A 19,795-nucleotide genomic window follows, 5' to 3' on the forward strand; every position below is an offset into this window, starting at 1 on the left:
TCACAATTCACAATTCACAATTCACAATTCACAATTCACAATTCACAATTCACAATTCACAATTCACATAAAAAAGGATCACCAGAAGCGGTGTGTTCTGATGTAGTTACGCTCAGCCTTTAAAATTTCCCTGTAAAAGTCATCACCTTTCGCCATTGTGGCAATGATTCCTGAGGCAGTATCCGGGCCGACACCACGTGCGGCAAGTGCAGTCACAGCCGTTTTTCCGCTGGATAAAACGATATTTGCATTTCTGATCATTTTTATCTCAACCGCACGCTCCTCCTTACTCTTGTTCTTCTTCTTTGCTATTGCAATCTGGTCATCCTCATACGGCTTTAATGCGGCAATAAGCCTTGCGCCGCAGAGAGGACAGACGATATCGTCAGGCACACGCCCGACAACGGTTTTACTCTTCCACTTCCGGCAGTTCATGCAGAATAGCAGGATGCTGTCATTCTCAATCCTCTTCTTTATAGTGCTGATGACCGCATGATCAGTTGATGGGGGCGGGATGAGATCACGCGAAGAGGTTATGCCCTCACTTCCGATGGCGCTTATCGGGGCGATGGTGACACCTGTTTCTCCGGACTGAACCCGTCTGGCAATCTCAGCCGCCTTTTCCACGTCCATCTTTAAAGAGAACAGCTCACGGAATGCCTCATCCGAGATGACAGTCTTATCAAAGAGATCCATAAGGCGATGTATGCTTATCTTCTCATAATCCGCGTCCGCATCTATAGCACCGAATTTTTTGGCAATCTGAACCAGCTTCCACTTAAAGAGGGAGGAACGTTTCAGGGAGAGTGAGAGAATGCCCTGTATATGAGCAGGTTCAAGGTTTTTTAAGGCCTCCATAACTGCCGTGGCAGTGATCTCTTTTGGCAGCCGGAAAGTCACCCTGTAGGCATCAACCTCAATGCCGACTGAAGAGCCGGACCTTGCCGAAAGGAGAACAGAGACCGCCCTTCCAAGCGCCTCATTTGCCTTATGACCGCCGCAGACATTCATAACAACACCTTCGTCAAAATGCTCAAGAACAATCAGATTATCTGAGGGAACAGGCGATCCTGCATGATCCATGCCGTCCATAAAACTCTCTGCAAAAGATATGGAAGCACCATCTGAGAGATAATCAGAGAAATTCCTCGTCCGCCTGAGCCTGCCGGTTTCCCGGGCAATCCCGTAAGGAACGGGGATCTGCTCACCTTCCCAGGACGGGAGTTCTCCTTTAAGTTTATGCGCAGGCTCAACCTTAATCATCCCGTCCTCAAGTACTATGACCTGCCACAACTGCCCCTTTGTGATGAAGACCGCCCCTGTGTATATGAAGCTTACAACAAAGGACTCATCAAGTGTCCCGACTATTCTTCTTGAGACGATGTCATAGACCTTCACCTTCTTCTCGTCATGGATCATTGAGAGATTCTGATAGAGGTATTTTCTGCACCGCCCTGTCCTCGCAACCATTCCCCCTTCAGGCCATATCAGGCGGTGCTCTGCCATCTGTAAAATAACCCTCTCAATGAGTCCGCCGGCATCCTGAAAGCAGGCAGAACCTGTGATGATCTCTTTCAGCCTCAGAACGCTGATTTCACCATATTCCACCGCAATTGCGGCAATCTGGTTGGCAAGCACATCCGAGGCATTCCTTGAGAGCAGAAGGTCCTCACACTCATTCTGAAGAGCACGGGTTGCTATTACACCGGATTCAAGGAGGTCGTCAAACCCTGTCGCAAGAATTGTCCCGTATGACATAGTATCGAGCCTGTGCCCGGCGCGTCCGACCCTCTGAAGAAGCCTTGAGATCTCTCTTGGAGAGCCGAACTGAATAACATGGCTGATATGGCCGATATCAAGCCCAAGCTCCATTGAGGAGGTGCATATGAGCGCTTTTAACTTTCCCTCCTTAAACCTGTCCTCAGCCTCAATCCTGACCTCCCTTGAGAGTGAACCATGATGGACATCGACATCACCACGCCCGAAGAGTTCATGACCGAGCGCCTCCGCAGTGACCCTTGTATTAACAAAGACAAGGGTCGAGTCCTCCCTCTCAATTGCCTTTTCCACAGCCTTTGACTGACTGGTAAAGCTCCCGCCGGCGTACCTCACATCAATTGAGAGCGATGGTGCGGCGGGGATATTTACAATCTCACAGGGCCGGTTTCCGGTCAGAAACGACGCAACATCACCCGGATTTCCAACAGTCGCAGACAGCCCGATCCTCTGAAAGTTCCCTGCATAGGGAATAAGCCTCTCAAGGGCGACTGATAACTGTGCACCGCGTTTGTTCCCCGCAAGTTCGTGTATCTCGTCAATGATTACATAACGGACATTTTTAAGGTGCTCACGGAGATTTTTGCCCATAAAAAGAGCCTGAAGGGTTTCAGGAGTCGTTATCAGAAGGTCGGGCGGTTTTTTTGACTGCTTTGTCCGTTCACTTGTGCTGGTATCGCCATGCCTGACACCAACAGTCAGGCCGAGTTCACTGCACCACCACTCAAGCCTGAAGAGGATATCACGGTTCAGTGAACGGAGAGGCGTTATGTATATAGCCTTAAAGCCGCCTCCACCAGTATGCAGAAGACTGCTGAATACAGGCAGCATTGCACTCTCTGTCTTGCCTGTGCCTGTCGGGGCAATGCACAGAGTATGATTTCCGGCAGAGATCGGAGGGATTGCCTTCTCCTGTGTATCTGACAGAGTATCAAATCCCCTCTTTACAAGGAGCTCAGCAATATTTCTATCAATAAGATCAGATGCCTCTCCCATCCCCTATCTCCTCAACTGTTCCAAGATATGTTCCGTCTGCAAGAAAAACTTCCGCAGTATCCGGGTCAACAGCCCTTGAGAAAGGGCCAAGTCCGCTCTTTGAAAGGCAGCTTACATCCATTCCGCCCGCAAGCTCAAAGAATGCCGGAACAAAGAGAACCCTCGTTCTGCCCTCAGGAGCACCCCCATCCAAAGAAAGCTGTCTGTTGTCTGTTTCATTCAGGAGATAGGCAGGGCCGGCACGGAGTGAGCAGCCGACCTGATCATAGAGGTATGCAACCGGATGGTGATGCCCGACCAGAATAAGACCGCCAAGAAGGGCAGGGTCGGGATATGTGTGGCCATGAAGATACCCTGTGCCGTCAATCACAACACCATTTTTAGGCAGTATCTCTTCAGGTTCCAGAAATCTCTCAATGCCAGCGTCATGATTTCCCGGAGTGAGCCGTATTACAGTTCTTCTGCGCAGGCCGGAGATTATCTTTGGCAGTTCAAAGTATTCCTGCTTCGTTGTCAGGGGAACCGACTGCTTGAAATCGCCGAGAAGCAGGAGCAGGTCAGGATCGGATGAGTCAATACAGTTGTAAAGCCTCTCAAGACGGCCCTCAGAGCCGCTTTTTATATAAACACCCCTCCGTGCAAGTTCCGCCTCAGCCCCGAAATGCGTGTCGGCAACAACCAGAACACGCATCCTGTTCTCAACGAGAACAGCCGGCCCTTCAGGCATGAAATGGGGTATCATGCATATCCCCCCTTGCAGTAAGACATAATTGCCTGCCCGGAATTCAGCATTACAATCACCACCAGACCTCCGGAAACCATAATTTCAGAGCAGTTTCAGATAACCGCCGGGCGGCATATAGCAGTCGCCCTCTTCAAGCATCTCTACAAGAATGGATTTTGTCTTCTCATCCGGAATTCCGGCAGACCTGCACTTCTCAAACAGTTCATCCATTAAAATTCCCTTCTTCCCACTTCCTGATTCTATAATCGGGATTATGACCCCGTCCCTCAGGGAGTCATCATCTGTAACAGAAGACTGTGCGGATGCACCATCAGCACTGCCGCCGGAAGGTGGTGCAGTTTTGGAACTGCCAGTCTCCTTAACTGTGTCAAGTATAAGTTTTGCCGAATTTAAAACCGGAATTATATCCCCGGATACCGGCTTTCCGGAGCCCTTAATTCTCTGCACAGTTCTCTTTGCAGTCTCTGTCACCAGAATATCCCTCACTCCGGAAGATATCTCTTTAACGGTATATGGTATAACAAGAGGACGCAGGCTGCCCTCGTAATATCCGGATGAGAGCGTGCCATATACCGAAATGAATGACGGGACCTTCAGGGAGAGCATCCCCTCTGCCATAGGGGAATTTTCCTGTGCGCTCACAATGAAAACCCCGGTTGCATCCGCAACCCTCATAAAAACCCTCTTCTGCATTTTATTCAAAGACCGCTCCGTCAGTGCACCGGATATGAATACATCACCCACAGGTTTTTTTCCGGACGGGATTTTCATAGCCCTCCCCTCCACAGAGACCTTTTCAAATTCACACGCAAACATATATTCAGGCGGTTCTGGCATAATTATCCATCCATAATCAGTATGGTGCAGCGCACCCGTAATGCCCCGGCTCATATTTCCGGGTGAATTACTTAAAGCCACATACTGAAAAATTATTTACTGAATAATAATTAGTTCTTCAGGGACAAATATAGTATAATGCAAAACTTTCCGGGATTATCCGGAAAGTCTGCTTAGTACTATGTAGTGCCACAAGAGTGCACGTTTTGTAATCATCTCCGTTTCACTCCGATGATTAAAAAACGTCAGGTTTTGCACTATAATTCTTACAGCATAGCAAAAACTTAGAACCGGCAGACGGACTAAGATAATATAAACCAAATACGGAAGTCTGACGCATGGATGAATCAAATACAATCTGGATAGAGAAATACAGGCCCAAAAGACTTGACGATGTCGTTGGCCAGAAAGAGATAGTCTCACGCCTCAAATCCTACGTGAAAACAAAAAGCCTGCCACACCTCCTCTTCACAGGGACAGCCGGAATTGGCAAGACCACCTCGGCTGTGGCACTTGCAAAGGAATTCTACGGAGAGCACTGGAATGTCAATTTCAGGGAGATGAACGCCTCGGACGAGAGGGGAATAGATGTTGTCAGAAATCAGATCAAGCAGTTTGCAAGAACAGCCCCGATAGGAGGCGCAGAGTTTAAGATACTCTTCCTTGACGAGGCTGACGCACTGACAAATGATGCACAGGCAGCACTCAGAAGGACGATGGAGAATTATGCAAGAACATGCCGCTTTATTCTCTCATGCAACTATTCATCCAAAATAATCGACCCGATACAGTCCCGGTGCGCAATATACCGGTTCAGACCACTTGACCGGGAAGCAATAACTGAAGAACTGATGCACATAGCCGAAAATGAAGGTCTGACACTCTCAGAAGACGCGATTAGCGCGATAATCTATGTCTCAGCCGGAGATATGAGAAAGGCCATCAATGCGCTCCAGGGTGCGGCAATAATAGACCCGGAGATCAAAGAGGAGATGATCTTTGAGATAACATCGACTGCAAAGCCGGATGAGATTCTGGAATTACTTGAAATTATAATTGAAGCTGACTTTGACGGAGCCGGGCATAAACTGGATGAACTGACAGTAAAGAGAGGTATTGCACCAAACGAGCTGATAAACCAGCTATACCGGACCATTGTCAGCCATAAGACAATCGGACGTGAGCTTAAGCTTGAGATGATCTCGCACCTTGGTGAGACAGATTTCAGGATAAGCGAGGGATCAGACCCGGGAATACAGATGGAAGCCCTCATTGCCAGATCAGTAATAAGTGCAAGAAAATGCGCCGGTAACTGAACTTTAAACAGAGATTATTCAGCATATCTATAGTAAGGGAGAATTTTTTTGGCAGAAGAGAATAGTGCAAATGTTACTGATAAGGCGGGAGACTGGACCCGCTTTTTAAAGAAGCACTACAAGGCGGAACTAAGTGAGATTGCCAGGGAATTCCCGCATAAGAGATCGGTAGTTATTGATTACCGGCAGCTTGAGAAATGGGGTAAGAAAGGACTTTCACTTGCAGATGAAATCCTGAAAAATCCCGGCAAGGTAATAGGCGATGTCAGGGACGCGATAAAGAACAACAACCTGATCTTTACAAAGGACGAGGAAGAGAAGGCAGACGAAGTAAATATCCGGTTCATCGGCCTGCCTAAAAAGATAGCAGCCAGAGAGATCAGGGCAAACCACATCAACACATTCATCTCAATTGAGGGAATTGTCAGGAAGGTAACCGAAGTCAGGCCGAGGCTCACATCAGCGGTATTCAGATGCCTCACCTGCGGAACTATGACTCCCCCTTACAAGCAGGGCTACGGAAAGTTTCAGGAGCCATACAGGCCATGTGAGCAGTGCGAGCGTGCAACAAAGATGGAGCTTGTCCCCTCCCTCTCAAAGTTCCTGGATGTACAGAAGGTGAGGATGCAGGAGTCTCCTGAGGGACTTAGGGGTGGTGAACAGCCTGAGACTATTGATGTCGACATAACAGATGACCTGGTTGCGATAGCAGCACCGGGGGACCGCATAGTCATCAACGGAATTTTAAGGTCAATTCAGCGTGTAACACACGGAAACAAGAGTTCACTCTTTGACATATATCTTGAGGCAAACTCCCTTGAGATGAGTGAGAAGGAGTTTGAGGAGGTGGCAATCTCCGAAGAGGATGAAGAGCATATAATGGAGCTGAGCCGGGATTCAGACCTGTATTATAAGTTTGCACACTCAATTGCACCTTCGATCTACGGTAACGATGAGGTAAAGGAGGCGATATCACTGATTCTCTTCGGAGGGATCATGAAGGAACTTCCGGACGGGAGCCACCTGAGGGGCGACATACACATGCTCCTTGTCGGAGATCCGGGTATTGCAAAGTCCCAGATGCTCCGTTATGTGATAAGGCTCTCACCGAGAGGAATTTATACGAGCGGAAAGTCATCCACATCTGCCGGACTGACTGCTACGGCGGTAAAGGACGAATTTGGTGACGGCCGGTGGACACTTGAGGCAGGTGCACTCGTCCTTGCGGATATGGGTATAGCCGCAGTGGATGAGATGGACAAGATGGCAAAGGATGACAGAAGCGCCCTGCACGAGGCGATGGAACAGCAGTCCATCTCTATAGCGAAGGCAGGAATTACGGCGACCTTAAGGTCACGCTGTGCCCTGCTTGGTGCGGCAAACCCGAAGATGGGGCGTTTTGATGAATTTGCGCCAATGTCTGAGCAGATCAATATGCCGCCATCCCTGCTCTCCCGTTTTGATCTCATATTTGTCATGAAGGACAAGCCGAACAACACGCTGGACCGTGCAATCGGAGAGCATATACTCAAAGCCCATGAAGTCGGAGAGCTTATTGAACATACCAAGAAAGAGGCGATTGAGGGTGTTGATGCGGAATACATCGAAAGAGCACTTGCTCCTGTGACACCGGATATCGACCCGGCTCTCTTCAGGAAATATATCGCATATTCCAAGAGAAACTGCTTCCCTCTGCTCTCAAAAGAGGCAAAGGAGAAGCTCATCGACTACTATCTCAGCCTGAGAGGATTTGCGGATGACAACAAACCTGTGCCTGTAACAGCAAGGCAGCTTGAAGCGCTTGTGAGGCTTTCTGAGGCAAGTGCAAGGGTGAGGCTCTCCAAAAAGATTGAGACCGAGGATGCCGAGAGGGTTATCAGGATTGTTGACCGGTGCTTAAGGGACGTGGCGTATGATCCCAATACCGAGAGTTTTGATATAGATAAGCTTGTCACAGGCATTCCAAAACAGCGCCGTGATATCATCCGTGAGATTAAGGAGACCATCAGGAACAATGCTGATGACAACGGTTATACACGCATTGAAGAGGTACAGGAGATTCTTCAGCAGAAGGGCCATAGTAAGGATGACATCAGAAAGAGGCTTGATGATCTCTTAAGAAGCGGAGAGGCAATGGAGCCGAGGCACGGTATAATTAAGCTGATCTAAAACCGGAAGGGTCAGACCCGGGCAGGAAAAAAACCCGGAAAAACCGGGAAAACCTTTTTTTAGACTCCACATTACTTTAAAAGATGACCACATCTGGTTTTACAATCCGGGGGAACTGCCAAAGGGGATCTCAATTGAGGATTTGCACAGCCCGCATTCATCTGTCTCAAGCGGAACAACAAAGAGAGAACTCATAGAACCTGAATCAATGAATATTCTAAAACAGGCCGGAAAGGGGAGAACAACAACCTACAGACTCAACTCCTGAATTAAAATTAGGTCATAACCTAATCATTGCAAAAATGATCCGATTAGGAGCAGATCATTGCAAAAATGATCCGATTAGGAGCAGATCATTGCAAAAATGATCCGATTATGATCCGGTTATGATCCATGACGAACCACAACAACCCGATATATCCCGTTACTATTTAATGCTGATAAACTGCAAAATATGATTATGGAGAAAAAAGCAAAAGCAGCATTTGAAGCCGGAATCAAACTCGGAGCACTCTACCACCAGTGGGTAGGCACACCAATCTCCCCGCAGACTGCCGGAAGCATTGAGAAGGCAATTGAAGGTGCTGTCGGACTTCAGCCCTATGTCGATGAAATATCAGTAAAAATCGACACCTCACAGATGGTTCTGAATACATTCGGGTACAGTGAGCTGTCCGGAAAGATGTTTGATGTTAAGATTAAGACAAAAGTCGGAAATGCAACATGCCATGCAGAACTGAAGTTGGAGGAAGACTACCCCATGATGAAGATCACTGAACTGATCTGAATCAAAACGATCTGAACTGATATTAACTGACCCCGGACTTAACAGAAACAACAGAAGAGACTGCCGGCTGATAATCCGGAACATAAAACCGGCAGAAAACCTCTCCGGCATAATTTTCCCACCACAATGATTCTGAAAGATATACCAATAACCGATGACCACATGCACATAGACCCGGTCAACGGAAAAGGAATAAAAGCTGCACTGGAATTTAAAAGATCAGGCGGCACACACATATTTCTCGTAACAAAACCGTCATGGTCCTTTGGAATTACCCCGCAGTCAGGGGAAGACTTCAGGCCCGTATTTGAAAAGACAATAAAACTTGCAGATGAGATAACAGAGAACGGAGTAAAGGCATTTCCGATTCTCGGAGTCCATCCGGCGGAGACAGGAAAACTGACAGCCGCCGGAATGACCGTTGATAAAGCTGCGGATGTGATGGCAGCCGGACTTACACTTGCGGCTGAATATGTCAGAGAAGGAAAAGCAGTGGCCTTAAAGAGTGGAAGACCGCACTATGAAGTAACTCCGGAAGTATGGGACGCCTCAAACAGGGTGCTTGCACATGCAATAGCTCTTGCAGAAGATGCAGACTGCGCGCTTCAGATACATGCCGAGACAGGCCCGTGTGGAGACGTCGCAGTGATGGCACAGAATTCCGGAATGGACATAAAAAGAATAGTCAAGCATTTCGGAATCCCGGAGACACCGCTCACACCGTCATTAATCGCAAAACATGAGGCAATACCGGACCTTGCCCGGCAGGGACGTCTCTTTACAATGGAGAGCGACTACATGGACGAGAACAGCCGGCCCGGCTCGGTAATCGGCCCAAAGTCAGTGCCGCGTTTTACACGAAAGCTCATCGAATCCGGAAAAATAACAGAAGAGCAGGCATATAAAATCCATAAAGACAACCCGGAGAAGATCTACGGCGTTGAGATCACTTTAGACTGAAATAACAGACATAATATCATTTAAACTCTTTTTTACGTGAAAAACAGAAGAATAACAGCGCAAATATTAAACACTGAACTTACAGTATACAATACCAAAAGCGCAGTCCGGAAAAACAACAACCGTCAGCTCCGGACTGCACCATCATTTCCTTTATTCAATAATACAGACAGATACTATTCATATGTACATGAAGATACACAGATCGCCGGGATGCGAAGAAGTCCTTGCAGCATGCGACTGTGAATTACTGAATACAACACTATCAGAGGATAAAATAGAGATTGAGATCAGCGAAAATTTTTACGGGAACGAAAAAGTCACCGCAGAAGAGTTTGAAAAGGCGCTGAAGAAGGCAACAAATGCCAACCTCATCGGAAAGAGAGTAATTGCAGTCGCAGTCAGATGCGGAATAATAGACGATGACTGCTGCATATACATAAAAGACATACCACACGTGCAAATCCTATGACTGAAGATATTGACATCAAACAGAACATCTGCCCGAAATGCGGAAAACCGACAAAAAAAGGCCTATGTCCGGAGTGCAGAATAGCTGAGACAGAATGGCTCGTCTGCGACAAAAGGGTTCAGTGCACCCAGTGTCCCACATGCAATTCGATTAAAAACGGAGCAATATGGTCAGACTGCAACATGGAAACGGAAGACCTTATTGCAGAGATTGCTCTCTCAGCAGTTCATCTGCATGAAAATATGAATGACTACAATATACAGCTCTCACACTTTGACCCAAGCCCGAACAGGACATCAGTAAAGATAAAAATCAGCGGGGAAATCTACGGCAGGCATGTGGAAGATGAATGCAGAACACTCATTGTATGGATCAAGGAACAGTGCGACAGGTGCAGCAGATATTCCGGAGGATATTATGCCGGAGTAATCCAGGTAAGGGCAGATGGCAGAAGGCCGGATGACCACGAAAGGGCAGTCACAGAAGAGATCGCAACCGAAATTGAGGACAGTGTCCAGAATGCAGGTGAAAGGCTTTCGTTCATCACCGAGACCAAGAATACAAAAGACGGGGTCGATATTGTCATAAGCAGCCACAATCTTGGTGAGAGCATCTCAAGGGAGATCAAAAAAAGGCTTGGCGGAAAGGTGACAAAACACCCGAAACTGATAGGTGAGAAGGACGGAAGACCGCTTTACAGGATAACATACTTAATAAGGCTTCCAAGATACCAGAAGGGTGAGATACTCTACTCAAAAGGGAAATACCTCGAAGTAAGGTATATCGAATCCGGACTCTTAAAGGTCTTTGATTTTGAGGACGGCATGCTCAAATCCCTGCGTGAGGATGAAGTTGAGAGATCGGTTGGAAATATCAGGGTAGTTGAAAATGCCCTTGTCACACATACCGAGGGGGACACAGCCGGAATTTTAGACCCGAAAAGTTATGAAAGCCGTGAGGTGCTTATACCAAAGTGGCTCCATATCAGAGAGGGATCAGAAATAAGAGTGATACGCGACCCTGAAAATGATCTATTGATCCCTGTCGGATGAATAATAATAATATAAGACAGAGGGATACATCCGCAAAAATGCAGGAAAACAGAGAATACCGGTCTTCCGGACCTGCCTGACAGACCACCATTGAAGGAAATAACAGAAGAACGGACATGAGATGCAGAATTGTTAAAACATCAGAACTGTCAGAAATTTCCGGATGGGAATGGGCAGAGAAGAGCCGGCGGCCCTATGTCAGAGGCGATACTGCATATGTGCCTGTCAGGGAAGGATATGCCGCTGATACAGAGATAAAAAAGCGTAAGAGATACAATGGCCCCGGATACCAGATGATCGGCGACATTGCCGTAATCCACGGGAGCAGGCCGACAGAATCCGGAATTTCAGAGATCAGGGAATGGAAAAACCCAAAAGGTATCATCCTCCTGAAGGGATTTAACAGCGGGAAGAGAATCCCGGATACTGAAATATTATACGGGGATTGCGGCGAAACCTGCCACAGGGAAGCCGGACATATATTTTACATCGACCCTTCAAAGGTAATGTTTGCAATGGGAAACCGGGACGAGAAGATAAGAATTGAAAACCTCGTCAGAAATTCCGGGAGAGAAGAACGTATCGGGGATATGTTCGCCGGAATCGGCTATTTTACAATCCCTGCCGGAAGGGCCGGCGGTATGGTTCATGCAATGGAGTTAAACCCGGACTCATACCATTTCCTGAATAAAAATATAACAGCAAACGGCCTTAAAAATAACATAACCGCGGACCTGGGCGATTGCAGAAACCTCCTCAGCGGAACTTACGACAGGGTAATTATGGGCCATTTTGACTCAGTAAATATGCTCAGAGACCTTATACCTCATATAGAAAAAGGCAGCATACTGCACCTGCACAGTATAGATTCTGTAGAGAATAAAATAAGGGAAATACTCAGCAGTGCGGGATATGGATGTAAAATAGAGGCAGTGAAAGTCAAGAAGTATTCGCCCGGAAGATGGCATATTGTCCAGGACGTAACGATTGCATAAAGGCAATATTACCGTCAGACCTGCCGGCAGGGTAAAGGATCAATAAAATCACCCATGAGCCAGCCGGTTCACAGATGATGAATGAAACGGTTATTGTTTCACAGGAGATCAGAAAGAGCCGGAAAAAACCCAGAGATTGGAGATGAGATATTATGACACTGAAGGGAAAAACAGTAATTCTCGGAATTACCGGAAGCATTGCAGCAGTTGAGGATATAAAACTTGCAAGGGCACTGAGACGGAGAGGTGCGGAGGTCAGGGCTGTCATGAGCAGGGCAGCATGCGGCATTGTACACCCCGATGCAGTGACATATGCATGCGATTATCCGGCAATCACCGAGATAACCGGACTTATTGAGCATGTGAAGTACTGCGGAATAGGCGGAAGTGCCGACCTCCTGCTCATAGCCCCTGCAACCGCCAACACAATCTGCAAGATAGCCGGCGGCATAGACGACACTCCGGTCACGACATTTGCAACAACAGCTATCGGGAGGGGAATGCCGGTTGTGATTGTCCCGGCAATGCATGAGAGCATGTACAGGCATCCGGCAGTTAAGGATTCAATAGAAAAACTGAAGAGCTGGGGCATATCCTTTGCAGAACCAAAACTTGAAGAGAACAAGGCAAAGCAGGCCTCAAACGAAGACATAATCCTTGAAGCTGAGAGGGCATGCAGCGGGATGCCGCTCGCCGGAAAGAGAGTGCTTGTAACCTCAGGTGCATGCGCAGAACCGCTCGATGATGTCAGAGTCCTGACTACAGGAGCAAGCGGTGCAATGGGAAGAGAGATTGCGCTTGAGGCATACAGGCTCGGTGCAGAGGTCACAATTGCCCATAAAAATGCTGAAATCCCGCTCATAAATAACATAAAAACGACAGATTCCGACTCCATGAGAGAGGCAGTCATAGATTATGCAGAAGATGAATTTCCGGACTACTACATAAGTGCCGCTGCAATCTCGGATTTCGCACCGGAAATTTACGGCGGGAAAATTCCGTCAGGTGAAGGTGTAACAGTAAAACTGCTCCCAAAGCCAAAAATCCTCGACAAAATGCTTAAACTTAAGGGCAGAAATCCGGATGCAAAAATTATAGCCTTCAAACTCGGCAGTGACGAAGAAGAGAAAGCAAAAGAGATGGTTAAAAAAGGCGTGTTCATGGTCGCAGTCAATACTCCGGATGTGATGGGAAGTGCCTCCGGCAGATACAGATTTGTTACAGAAGACGGCATAACAGATGCAGAGGGGCCAAAAGAGGAGATAGCAAAGGAGCTGTGGAAGGCAGTCCTTTAGCCCCGGAAATCTGACATATGACCAAAATATCCAGGGCATTCTCTCCGGGCCACATATCAGGTTATTTCTGCCCGAAAACCTGCAAAAACGGCGATAAAGGCAGTATAGGAGGAGGCATAGTCATCACCGAAGGTGTAACCTCCACTGTTTCGTATTCTGATAAGACATCTGTTGAGATCATAAGAAGGGGAAGAAGCGGTGAAATCCTTACAAAAATTATCGGGTCCCCTCCTATAGAATACGCTCTCAGCAGGATGAATGTCACCGCCCGCGTACAGACTGAATGCAGGCTGCCGCTTGGATCAGGGTTCGGCCTCAGTGCAGCTGCCCTGTTGGCGACAGTTTCAGCCGCAGACGACTGTTTTGAATGCGGATATTCCAGAGAAAAGATAGAAGCATTTGCATACGAAGCAGAAGTTTACTCATCATCCGGCCTTGGCGATGTTCCGGCATGCACAGGCGGGGGATACATATGCAGGAAGACACCTGGCTTAGACGGCGAGATCATCAGAAACTATGATGCAGGAGAAGAGATTGCCGCTGTAAGTTCAGGCCCGATCCCCACCGGAGAAATTATTAAAAATCCGCAGATTCTAAAGAGAGCAAAAGGAGCGTTCCCGTCCGGATGCCCGGAAAGCATTGAGGAATTTTTCCGGATGTCAAAACAGTTTGCCTTTAAATCCGGGATTCTAACGAAGGATGCAGAAGAGATTATCAGGGCGTGTGAGAGCGAATCGGTGCCTGCATCAATGACTATGCTTGGCAACGGGGTCTTCGCATACGGAAATTCAGCAAAGGAGATTCTCTCCTCTTTTGGTGAGGTGTACACCATGAAGATATCAGAATCAGGTTATTCCCTTTTGCAGTCCAAATGATAACCGGAACTTAAAAAACGGAAAAGATTAGTAATGATACCCAAAGATCATCCGAGATATAAGTCACTAATAAGAAGGGAAAGAATAGCAGATGCCGCACTTAAAGGCATAGTTGCAATGGAAGGTGTCGGGGCACACGGAAGGGGGGAGGCTTTTGACTACCTAATCGGTGAAAAGACGACAGATTCAGCACTCCTTGCAGAAAAAACGGCGGCGGCACTCTTTCTCAAGGCCAAAAATCCTGTAATGTCAGTCAACGGCAACACTGCTGCCCTTGCAGCAGAAGAGATAGCAGAACTTCAGAGAGCCTCCGGTGCAGCAGTCGAGGTTAACCTCTTTCACAGAACTGAAGAGAGAGTCCGGATGATAACAGAGCTTCTCGAAGATGCCGGGGCTGATGTTTTGAAAGGAGAGTTTGAGAGGCTCCTGCCGCTCTCGCATGACAGGGCATTATGCCTCAGGGACGGAATTTACAGCTGTGATGTCATACTTGTCCCGCTCGAAGACGGTGACAGATGTGAAGCACTTGTGAATATGGGCAAAACTGTGATAGCAATAGACTTAAATCCGCTCTCAAGGACAGCAAAGACTTCATCCCTCCCAATCATTGATGAACTGTCAAGGGCACTTGCAAATATGACAGAATTCTGCAAAACCCTCAGCGATGATGAGGCTGAGCAGCTTGTAGCAGGTTATAACAACAGATATTTTTTGGAGTCGGCGGTAAAAGATATAGTGGAGAATCTGTCCAATGCTCTGGATTGAAAAATACAGGCCCGAAAAATTTGAAGATATATATGGCCAGGAAGAAGTAATAAGCCATATTGAGGGATTTGGCAGGAGTAAAAATATACCACATATGCTGCTCTTCGGTCCGCATGGTACAGGAAAAACCTGCGCTGTGCAGTCTCTTGCAAAAGAGATCTATGGTGACTACTCAGATGAGAACCTGAGTGTAATCCAGGCAGGAATACTCTTCACACAGGGGAAAACCTGGCTTGAAAATGAAGAGAGATTCTCCCACCTGTATAAGAAGGAAGACAGCTTAATAAATAATTTTAAGCATATCGTCAAGTGGTATGCCTCCATGAGGCCCTTTGAGGCCGATTTTAAGATCCTTGCTTTTGAAGAGGCCGATATGCTCCCCTTCGCCGCACAGGCGGCACTCAGAAGGATTATGGAGAAATACAGCCGTACATGCAGATTCATTCTTCTGACAAGGCGTTCTTCCACTATAATTCCGGCAATATACTCCCGCTGCCTGCCCCTCTTCTTCAAACCACTCCCAAATGAGACTGTCGTTAGGATAATGAAAGAGATAATGAAGAAAGAAGAGATTTCCGGAGATAAAATTCCGGATGACGACCTTGACCTGATTGCAGAGTTTTCAAAAGGGGACTGCCGCAAGGCAATAACATACCTCCAGATAACAGCAGCAAAAAGTGATGAAGCAGACATAATTGAACTGTCAAGGTCTGAGATCTCATCGTTATCAGCCGCACTTTTTATGTCAATAAAGGCAGCAGATTTTGCAAAGTCAAAACAGACGGCAGAGATGATGATGATCGAATACGGACTCTCGGCGGGGGAAGTCATAAACGAGATCTCCAAAACTGCCAGAAGGGAATACAACGATCCAAGAATTGCGCTTATACTCGGAGATGCGGATTACAGCCTGACAGAGGCCGGGAACGAATATCTCCAGATAAATGCACTAATATCAAATATTATATCAGAGGTTTTCAATTGAAGAAGGTGTCCGAACATTACGACAGCGTGGCAACTGTCTATGACAACCACTACGACCAGTCACAGGGGCAGATCTATTACAACCATATATGTGAAAATATAATGCCCAATATCCCAAAAGGAGGAAAACTCCTGGACCTCGGATGCGGCACCGGATTATTCATGAGGAGGTATATTGCCCTTGGCGGCGAGGCAGTCGGGCTTGACATAAGCAGGGGAATGGTTATAAAGGGAAGTGAAAAATGCAGTGCTGATTTCATGACCGGAAATGCAGAAGTTCTGCCTTTCAGGGATGAAAGTTTTGATGCTGTTACAAGCCTTCTTGCTTTCTCATATCTTCAGAACCCGGAGGATATGCTTGAGGAGTCATTCCGAATCCTAAAGCCCGGAGGTTCAATCTCCATATGCACACTCGGGAAGAATGTCTTCACCACAATGGTGCCGGTTGCATACAGAATCGGTGAGAAGTTAAAGATAAAAAGGGTCGGGATGGCATACTTTGGTGAGCATTACTACCGCGAGGAGGAGCTTACGGCGCTTTTTGAGAAGATCGGATTTTCGGATATAAAGGTTGAGCGAAAGTCCTTCGCCCATGTGGACTTAAAACCGACCCTCTATTCATTCACAAAGAAACTTGAGCCTTTTGTCGAGGAGAAGATGCCATACCTCGCATTCAATATATGTGCTTCCGGTGTAAAACAATAGTATCCGGGCAGTTTTACAGTTGATATATTCCGGGCTGCATAAGCCATCTGTGACTGTCATAATTAAATATATGGCAGCAGTAAACTATTTTTAATGGCTTCAAAAACCTACCCCGGAAGGTGCCTAATCTCAAAGAATGACACAACAAAGAGAAAAGCCAAAACTGAGATATTAAGGGCGCTGAAAGAAGAGAGAGCCGAAGAGAAAACACCTCAGTCATGGCTCGTATTATTTAACGGAAGTGGCATGCCGGAGTTCTGGATCTATCTCCTTGTGGATAAAAAGGCAACCCTGGAGGATGTAGACAGAAAATTAAGGGATGTCTGGCTTGAATGCTGCGGTCACCTCTCATCTTTCACAATAGCCGGAAGGGAATATGAATCAAACCCGGAAGGATCATACCATGAAGACGCTAAGGGGATGGACATCAGGGTTGATAAGATATTCTGTGAAAATCTGACCGGAGAGCACATCTATGACTATGGAAGTTCAACATATCTGGACTTTAAGGTAATATCAAAACTCCCGTACAGCACAAAAAAGGGATATGATGTGGAGATTGTCGCAAGGAATAAGATGCCTGAGGCAGTCTGCTCAGTCTGCGGCAAAGAGGCAACGATAATCTGCCTGGAGTGCATGTATGACGGCTCAGACGAATATCTCTTCTGCGACGAGTGCTATGAAGATCACGAATGTGATGAAGGTATGCAGCTTCCGGTTGTGAACTCACCGCGCTGTGGAGTGTGTGGATATGAAGGTGGGCTTGATGATGATATGTGCTGACAGGCGCAGCAGTCATCCCTGAATTTTTTCCCGGGAGTTTCACCAGTTCTCCCGGATTTCAACATCAGATACAGTATTATCAGTAACGCTCTTTTAATTTCGAGATTACTCTCATTTTCTTCTCTACGGCTTCATCTGCCGCCTTTTCGACACGCTTTTTCATGTCGTCTCTGTCGCCCGGAATTTTGTCAACGGCTTTTTTGAGCGGAGTGTATGCCGATTCCCTGAATTCCGGTACGAAATCCTTCATCTCACCATTGAGAATTATCTTAGAGTCTGATGGCCCTTCAGTCGCATAGCCAATCCTTCTCATCTTCACACCGGTTGCCTGCACAGTCGAAATAATCTCATCAGCAGCCTCAGGCGGTGCAACCACCAAAAGGGCGTCAAGGGATACACCGAGATAGTCGATATCAAGGGCGTCAAGCATTTTAAGGACAGTCGGGTCAACGAGGTCCCTCAGATTGCTCTCCTCGATAACGATTCTGCACCGGGCTGTCTCTGCCATCTCATATACATCACCCCTAAGGCCGCCGTTTGTAACGTCGGTCATTGAATGAATTTCAGAGAGGACGTCACTCTTAAGGAGGGCCTCACATGCCTTTAAGAAGGAGAGATTGATGGTCTTTTCAACTACCTCAGGAAATCCTGAATAAATTGCAGCGGTTGCAATTGTCCCTCCGCCTGCACCCTCGGTCATGAGAAGGACATCACCCGGAACGGTGGATGATCTTGCAGTGAGATGATCAGAGACCCCGACAGCACCCACACAGCCGGTCATTCTGTCTCCAAGCACCATGTCGCCGCCGATTCTGAGTGTTGAGCCGCTTACGAGGGGGATATTCATCATCTCGCTCACAACCGAAATTCCGGCCGTGTAGTCAAAGATCTTTGAGACATCCCCGTCATCTGCTACGTGAATGTCGGATATCATCGCAACCGGTTTTGCGCCCATCACATAGACGTCACGCAGTGTCGCCCTTGTTACGTGAAATCCCGCAAGGAAAGGAAAATCGGAGAGCCTGGAGTGCATCCCGTCAACTGTGCTGATGATATACTTTCCGCCGGCGGTTACAACACCTGCATCGTCCATCTCGTCAACACCGACCTCTGCACCTGAATTTCCGATGATCTTCGGGAGCTGCCTGTGGGCAAAGAAGTCCCCTTCGCCCCTTGACCCAACACCAAATTCGCCCATCCCGACACCGGAGCGGTAATATTCAAAGAGATCACCTTTCAGTCCGGAGGAATTCTTTGCCTCGGTGATTACTGCTCTGGCAAAATTACGTGCATATTCATCTGAGCATGACTTGAATTTCAGTATATGTGCTGAAAGATTTTCGATTATTGTATTCTCATCCGCCCCTTCTGAGAGTTCTTTCCGGGCGAAATGCTCAACGTCCATAGTAGTGTTTTTTCAGCATAGCATAATAAATGGTCACAGATAATACAGCAGAGAGAGTTTGGATATGAATAATTATGACGAAATCCCTGCCGCATGCTCAATTGCAGGGTCGGACTCCGGCGGAGGCGCAGGCATTCAGGCAGATCTTAAGACATTTTTATCCCTCGGGGTGTGGGGCTGCACGGTTGTAACGGCGGTGACGGCCCAGAACAGCCGGGAGGTTACAGGAGTCTGGAGCATGCCCGCAGAGGCCGTAGGGATGCAGATCCGGGCAGTAAGGGATGATTTTCCGGTAAGAGCATATAAGACCGGGATGCTTCCGGACAGCGGGATAATAGAAGCGGTTTCTGATAATGTTTCAGGGGGTGTGCCCCTGATTATAGATCCGGTTATGGTATCGACAGGCGGCTCGCGGCTTATCGGGGAAGATGCGGTGATGGCGCTTATTGAGGTACTTATTCCGAAATCTGCGCTTGTAACACCAAATATCCCCGAGGCGGCTGTTCTTTCAGGCATTGATGAGATTTCCGGGATAAACGATATGGTTCACGCCGGAGAGCTTATCCTTGATCTGGGCGCAGGGGCGGTGCTCATCAAAGGCGGGCATCTGAAAGGGGATGTTTCAACCGACATTCTGGTTGAGAGGGAGAGGGTTACTGAGTTCTCAGCCCCAAGGCTGCCTGGTGATTTCCACGGGACGGGCTGCTGCCTCTCTTCCGCAATTGCGGCTTACATGGCCAGGGGTATGGAGCTGTCTGCTGCATGCAGGTCAGCCAGGGATTTCGTCAATTGTGCCATATCTGAACCTTTCAGGTCAGTATCAGGGAGAACTGTAATTAATCCAAAACTGCACACCAACACGGATAAATGCTGAATAA

General features: G+C 47.5%; 19 protein-coding genes. 15 read left to right on the top strand and 4 right to left on the bottom strand.

Features of this window, described 5'->3' with window-relative positions:
- Nucleotides 1-78: 78 nt before the first annotated feature.
- The 3 genes from METLIM_RS02110 to METLIM_RS02120 form a co-directional block, all read right to left on the bottom strand.
- Nucleotides 79-2,772: a DEAD/DEAH box helicase gene (locus METLIM_RS02110; RefSeq protein ID WP_004076207.1), complete on the bottom strand. Its 2,694-nt coding sequence runs from the start codon at nt 2,770-2,772 to the stop codon at nt 79-81.
- On the bottom strand, nt 2,756-3,514 hold the full coding sequence (locus METLIM_RS02115; protein ID WP_004076208.1) for a metallophosphoesterase: 759 nt from the start codon (nt 3,512-3,514) through the stop codon (nt 2,756-2,758). The genes METLIM_RS02110 and METLIM_RS02115 overlap by 17 nt, the downstream gene beginning before the upstream one ends.
- A gap of 84 nt (nt 3,515-3,598) precedes the next feature.
- Nucleotides 3,599-4,354 carry a hypothetical protein gene (locus METLIM_RS02120; protein WP_157202211.1) on the bottom strand — a complete coding sequence of 252 codons (756 nt, stop codon included), beginning with the start codon at nt 4,352-4,354 and terminating at the stop codon, nt 3,599-3,601.
- A 338-nt stretch (nt 4,355-4,692) separates the two neighbouring features.
- On the opposite strand from METLIM_RS02120, the gene METLIM_RS02125 reads away from it, so the two are divergent.
- From METLIM_RS02125 to METLIM_RS02185, 14 genes are all read left to right on the top strand, one after another.
- The gene (locus METLIM_RS02125) at nt 4,693-5,670 is read left to right on the top strand and encodes a replication factor C small subunit (RefSeq protein WP_004076210.1); all 978 of its coding nucleotides are present in this window, start codon (nt 4,693-4,695) and stop codon (nt 5,668-5,670) included.
- 48 nt (nt 5,671-5,718) lie between these two features.
- Nucleotides 5,719-7,839 (top strand): minichromosome maintenance protein MCM, encoded by a 2,121-nt coding sequence (locus METLIM_RS02130; protein WP_004076211.1) that lies wholly within the window; start codon nt 5,719-5,721, stop codon nt 7,837-7,839.
- A gap of 142 nt (nt 7,840-7,981) precedes the next feature.
- Nucleotides 7,982-8,107: a hypothetical protein gene (locus METLIM_RS17495; RefSeq protein WP_281034212.1), complete on the top strand. Its 126-nt coding sequence runs from the start codon at nt 7,982-7,984 to the stop codon at nt 8,105-8,107.
- A 192-nt stretch (nt 8,108-8,299) separates the two neighbouring features.
- Nucleotides 8,300-8,626, top strand: a complete 327-nt coding sequence (locus METLIM_RS02135; protein WP_004076212.1) for a dihydroneopterin aldolase family protein — start codon at nt 8,300-8,302, stop codon at nt 8,624-8,626.
- Between the two features lie 126 nt (nt 8,627-8,752).
- Nucleotides 8,753-9,586: a TatD family hydrolase gene (locus tag METLIM_RS02140; RefSeq protein WP_004076213.1), complete on the top strand. Its 834-nt coding sequence runs from the start codon at nt 8,753-8,755 to the stop codon at nt 9,584-9,586.
- A 190-nt stretch (nt 9,587-9,776) separates the two neighbouring features.
- The gene (locus tag METLIM_RS02145) at nt 9,777-10,058 is read left to right on the top strand and encodes a DUF424 domain-containing protein (RefSeq protein WP_245543574.1); all 282 of its coding nucleotides are present in this window, start codon (nt 9,777-9,779) and stop codon (nt 10,056-10,058) included.
- Nucleotides 10,055-11,110, top strand: coding sequence for a 60S ribosomal export protein NMD3 (locus tag METLIM_RS02150; RefSeq protein ID WP_004076215.1), 1,056 nt, complete (start codon nt 10,055-10,057; stop codon nt 11,108-11,110). Before METLIM_RS02145 ends, METLIM_RS02150 begins: the two co-directional genes overlap by 4 nt.
- 116 nt (nt 11,111-11,226) lie before the next feature.
- Entirely contained in the window at nt 11,227-12,105 is an 879-nt protein-coding gene (locus METLIM_RS02155; protein WP_004076216.1) for a class I SAM-dependent methyltransferase, read from the top strand.
- A gap of 152 nt (nt 12,106-12,257) precedes the next feature.
- The gene (gene coaBC / locus METLIM_RS02160; RefSeq protein WP_004076217.1) at nt 12,258-13,400 is read left to right on the top strand and encodes a bifunctional phosphopantothenoylcysteine decarboxylase/phosphopantothenate--cysteine ligase CoaBC; all 1,143 of its coding nucleotides are present in this window, start codon (nt 12,258-12,260) and stop codon (nt 13,398-13,400) included.
- Between the two features lie 17 nt (nt 13,401-13,417).
- Nucleotides 13,418-14,275 (top strand): pantoate kinase, encoded by an 858-nt coding sequence (locus METLIM_RS02165; protein WP_004076218.1) that lies wholly within the window; start codon nt 13,418-13,420, stop codon nt 14,273-14,275.
- Between the two features lie 33 nt (nt 14,276-14,308).
- Complete coding sequence (locus METLIM_RS02170; protein ID WP_004076219.1) at nt 14,309-15,040, top strand: 4-phosphopantoate--beta-alanine ligase; 732 nt, start codon at nt 14,309-14,311, stop codon at nt 15,038-15,040.
- Entirely contained in the window at nt 15,027-16,025 is a 999-nt protein-coding gene (locus tag METLIM_RS02175; protein ID WP_004076220.1) for an AAA family ATPase, read from the top strand. The genes METLIM_RS02170 and METLIM_RS02175 overlap by 14 nt, the downstream gene beginning before the upstream one ends.
- A 5-nt stretch (nt 16,026-16,030) precedes the next feature.
- The gene (locus METLIM_RS02180; protein WP_342633012.1) at nt 16,031-16,729 is read left to right on the top strand and encodes a class I SAM-dependent methyltransferase; all 699 of its coding nucleotides are present in this window, start codon (nt 16,031-16,033) and stop codon (nt 16,727-16,729) included.
- 93 nt (nt 16,730-16,822) lie between these two features.
- Nucleotides 16,823-17,512 carry a hypothetical protein gene (locus tag METLIM_RS02185; protein WP_004076223.1) on the top strand — a complete coding sequence of 230 codons (690 nt, stop codon included), beginning with the start codon at nt 16,823-16,825 and terminating at the stop codon, nt 17,510-17,512.
- A gap of 79 nt (nt 17,513-17,591) precedes the next feature.
- Here METLIM_RS02185 and METLIM_RS02190 read toward each other — a convergent pair whose 3' ends face one another.
- A complete protein-coding gene (locus tag METLIM_RS02190) occupies nt 17,592-18,917 on the bottom strand; it encodes an AIR synthase-related protein (protein WP_004076225.1) in 1,326 nt (441 codons plus the stop codon).
- 64 nt (nt 18,918-18,981) lie between these two features.
- Here METLIM_RS02190 and thiD point away from each other — a divergent pair, with 64 nt between their 5' ends.
- Nucleotides 18,982-19,791, top strand: a complete 810-nt coding sequence (thiD, locus tag METLIM_RS02195) for a bifunctional hydroxymethylpyrimidine kinase/phosphomethylpyrimidine kinase (protein ID WP_004076227.1) — start codon at nt 18,982-18,984, stop codon at nt 19,789-19,791.
- Nucleotides 19,792-19,795: the final 4 nt, after the last annotated feature.

Source organism: Methanoplanus limicola DSM 2279 (genome assembly GCF_000243255.1).
GTDB lineage: Archaea > Halobacteriota > Methanomicrobia > Methanomicrobiales > Methanomicrobiaceae > Methanoplanus > Methanoplanus limicola.

Excerpts from the sequence above, each read along its gene's own strand:
- METLIM_RS02190 (WP_004076225.1), bottom strand. The coding sequence starts at position 18,917 with ATGGACGTTGAGCATTTCGCCCGGAAAGAACTCTCAGAAGGGGCGGAT.
- METLIM_RS02175 (WP_004076220.1), top strand. The coding sequence starts at position 15,027 with ATGCTCTGGATTGAAAAATACAGGCCCGAAAAATTTGAAGATATATAT.
- METLIM_RS02120 (WP_157202211.1), bottom strand. The coding sequence starts at position 4,354 with ATGCCAGAACCGCCTGAATATATGTTTGCGTGTGAATTTGAAAAGGTC.
- METLIM_RS02140 (WP_004076213.1), top strand. The coding sequence starts at position 8,753 with ATGATTCTGAAAGATATACCAATAACCGATGACCACATGCACATAGAC.
- METLIM_RS02145 (WP_245543574.1), top strand. The coding sequence starts at position 9,777 with ATGAAGATACACAGATCGCCGGGATGCGAAGAAGTCCTTGCAGCATGC.
- METLIM_RS02110 (WP_004076207.1), bottom strand. The coding sequence starts at position 2,772 with ATGGGAGAGGCATCTGATCTTATTGATAGAAATATTGCTGAGCTCCTT.
- METLIM_RS02150 (WP_004076215.1), top strand. The coding sequence starts at position 10,055 with ATGACTGAAGATATTGACATCAAACAGAACATCTGCCCGAAATGCGGA.
- METLIM_RS02135 (WP_004076212.1), top strand. The coding sequence starts at position 8,300 with ATGGAGAAAAAAGCAAAAGCAGCATTTGAAGCCGGAATCAAACTCGGA.
- coaBC (WP_004076217.1), top strand. The coding sequence starts at position 12,258 with ATGACACTGAAGGGAAAAACAGTAATTCTCGGAATTACCGGAAGCATT.
- METLIM_RS02155 (WP_004076216.1), top strand. The coding sequence starts at position 11,227 with ATGAGATGCAGAATTGTTAAAACATCAGAACTGTCAGAAATTTCCGGA.
- METLIM_RS02115 (WP_004076208.1), bottom strand. The coding sequence starts at position 3,514 with ATGATACCCCATTTCATGCCTGAAGGGCCGGCTGTTCTCGTTGAGAAC.
- METLIM_RS02165 (WP_004076218.1), top strand. The coding sequence starts at position 13,418 with ATGACCAAAATATCCAGGGCATTCTCTCCGGGCCACATATCAGGTTAT.
- METLIM_RS02185 (WP_004076223.1), top strand. The coding sequence starts at position 16,823 with ATGGCTTCAAAAACCTACCCCGGAAGGTGCCTAATCTCAAAGAATGAC.
- METLIM_RS02170 (WP_004076219.1), top strand. The coding sequence starts at position 14,309 with ATGATACCCAAAGATCATCCGAGATATAAGTCACTAATAAGAAGGGAA.
- thiD (WP_004076227.1), top strand. The coding sequence starts at position 18,982 with ATGAATAATTATGACGAAATCCCTGCCGCATGCTCAATTGCAGGGTCG.
- METLIM_RS02125 (WP_004076210.1), top strand. The coding sequence starts at position 4,693 with ATGGATGAATCAAATACAATCTGGATAGAGAAATACAGGCCCAAAAGA.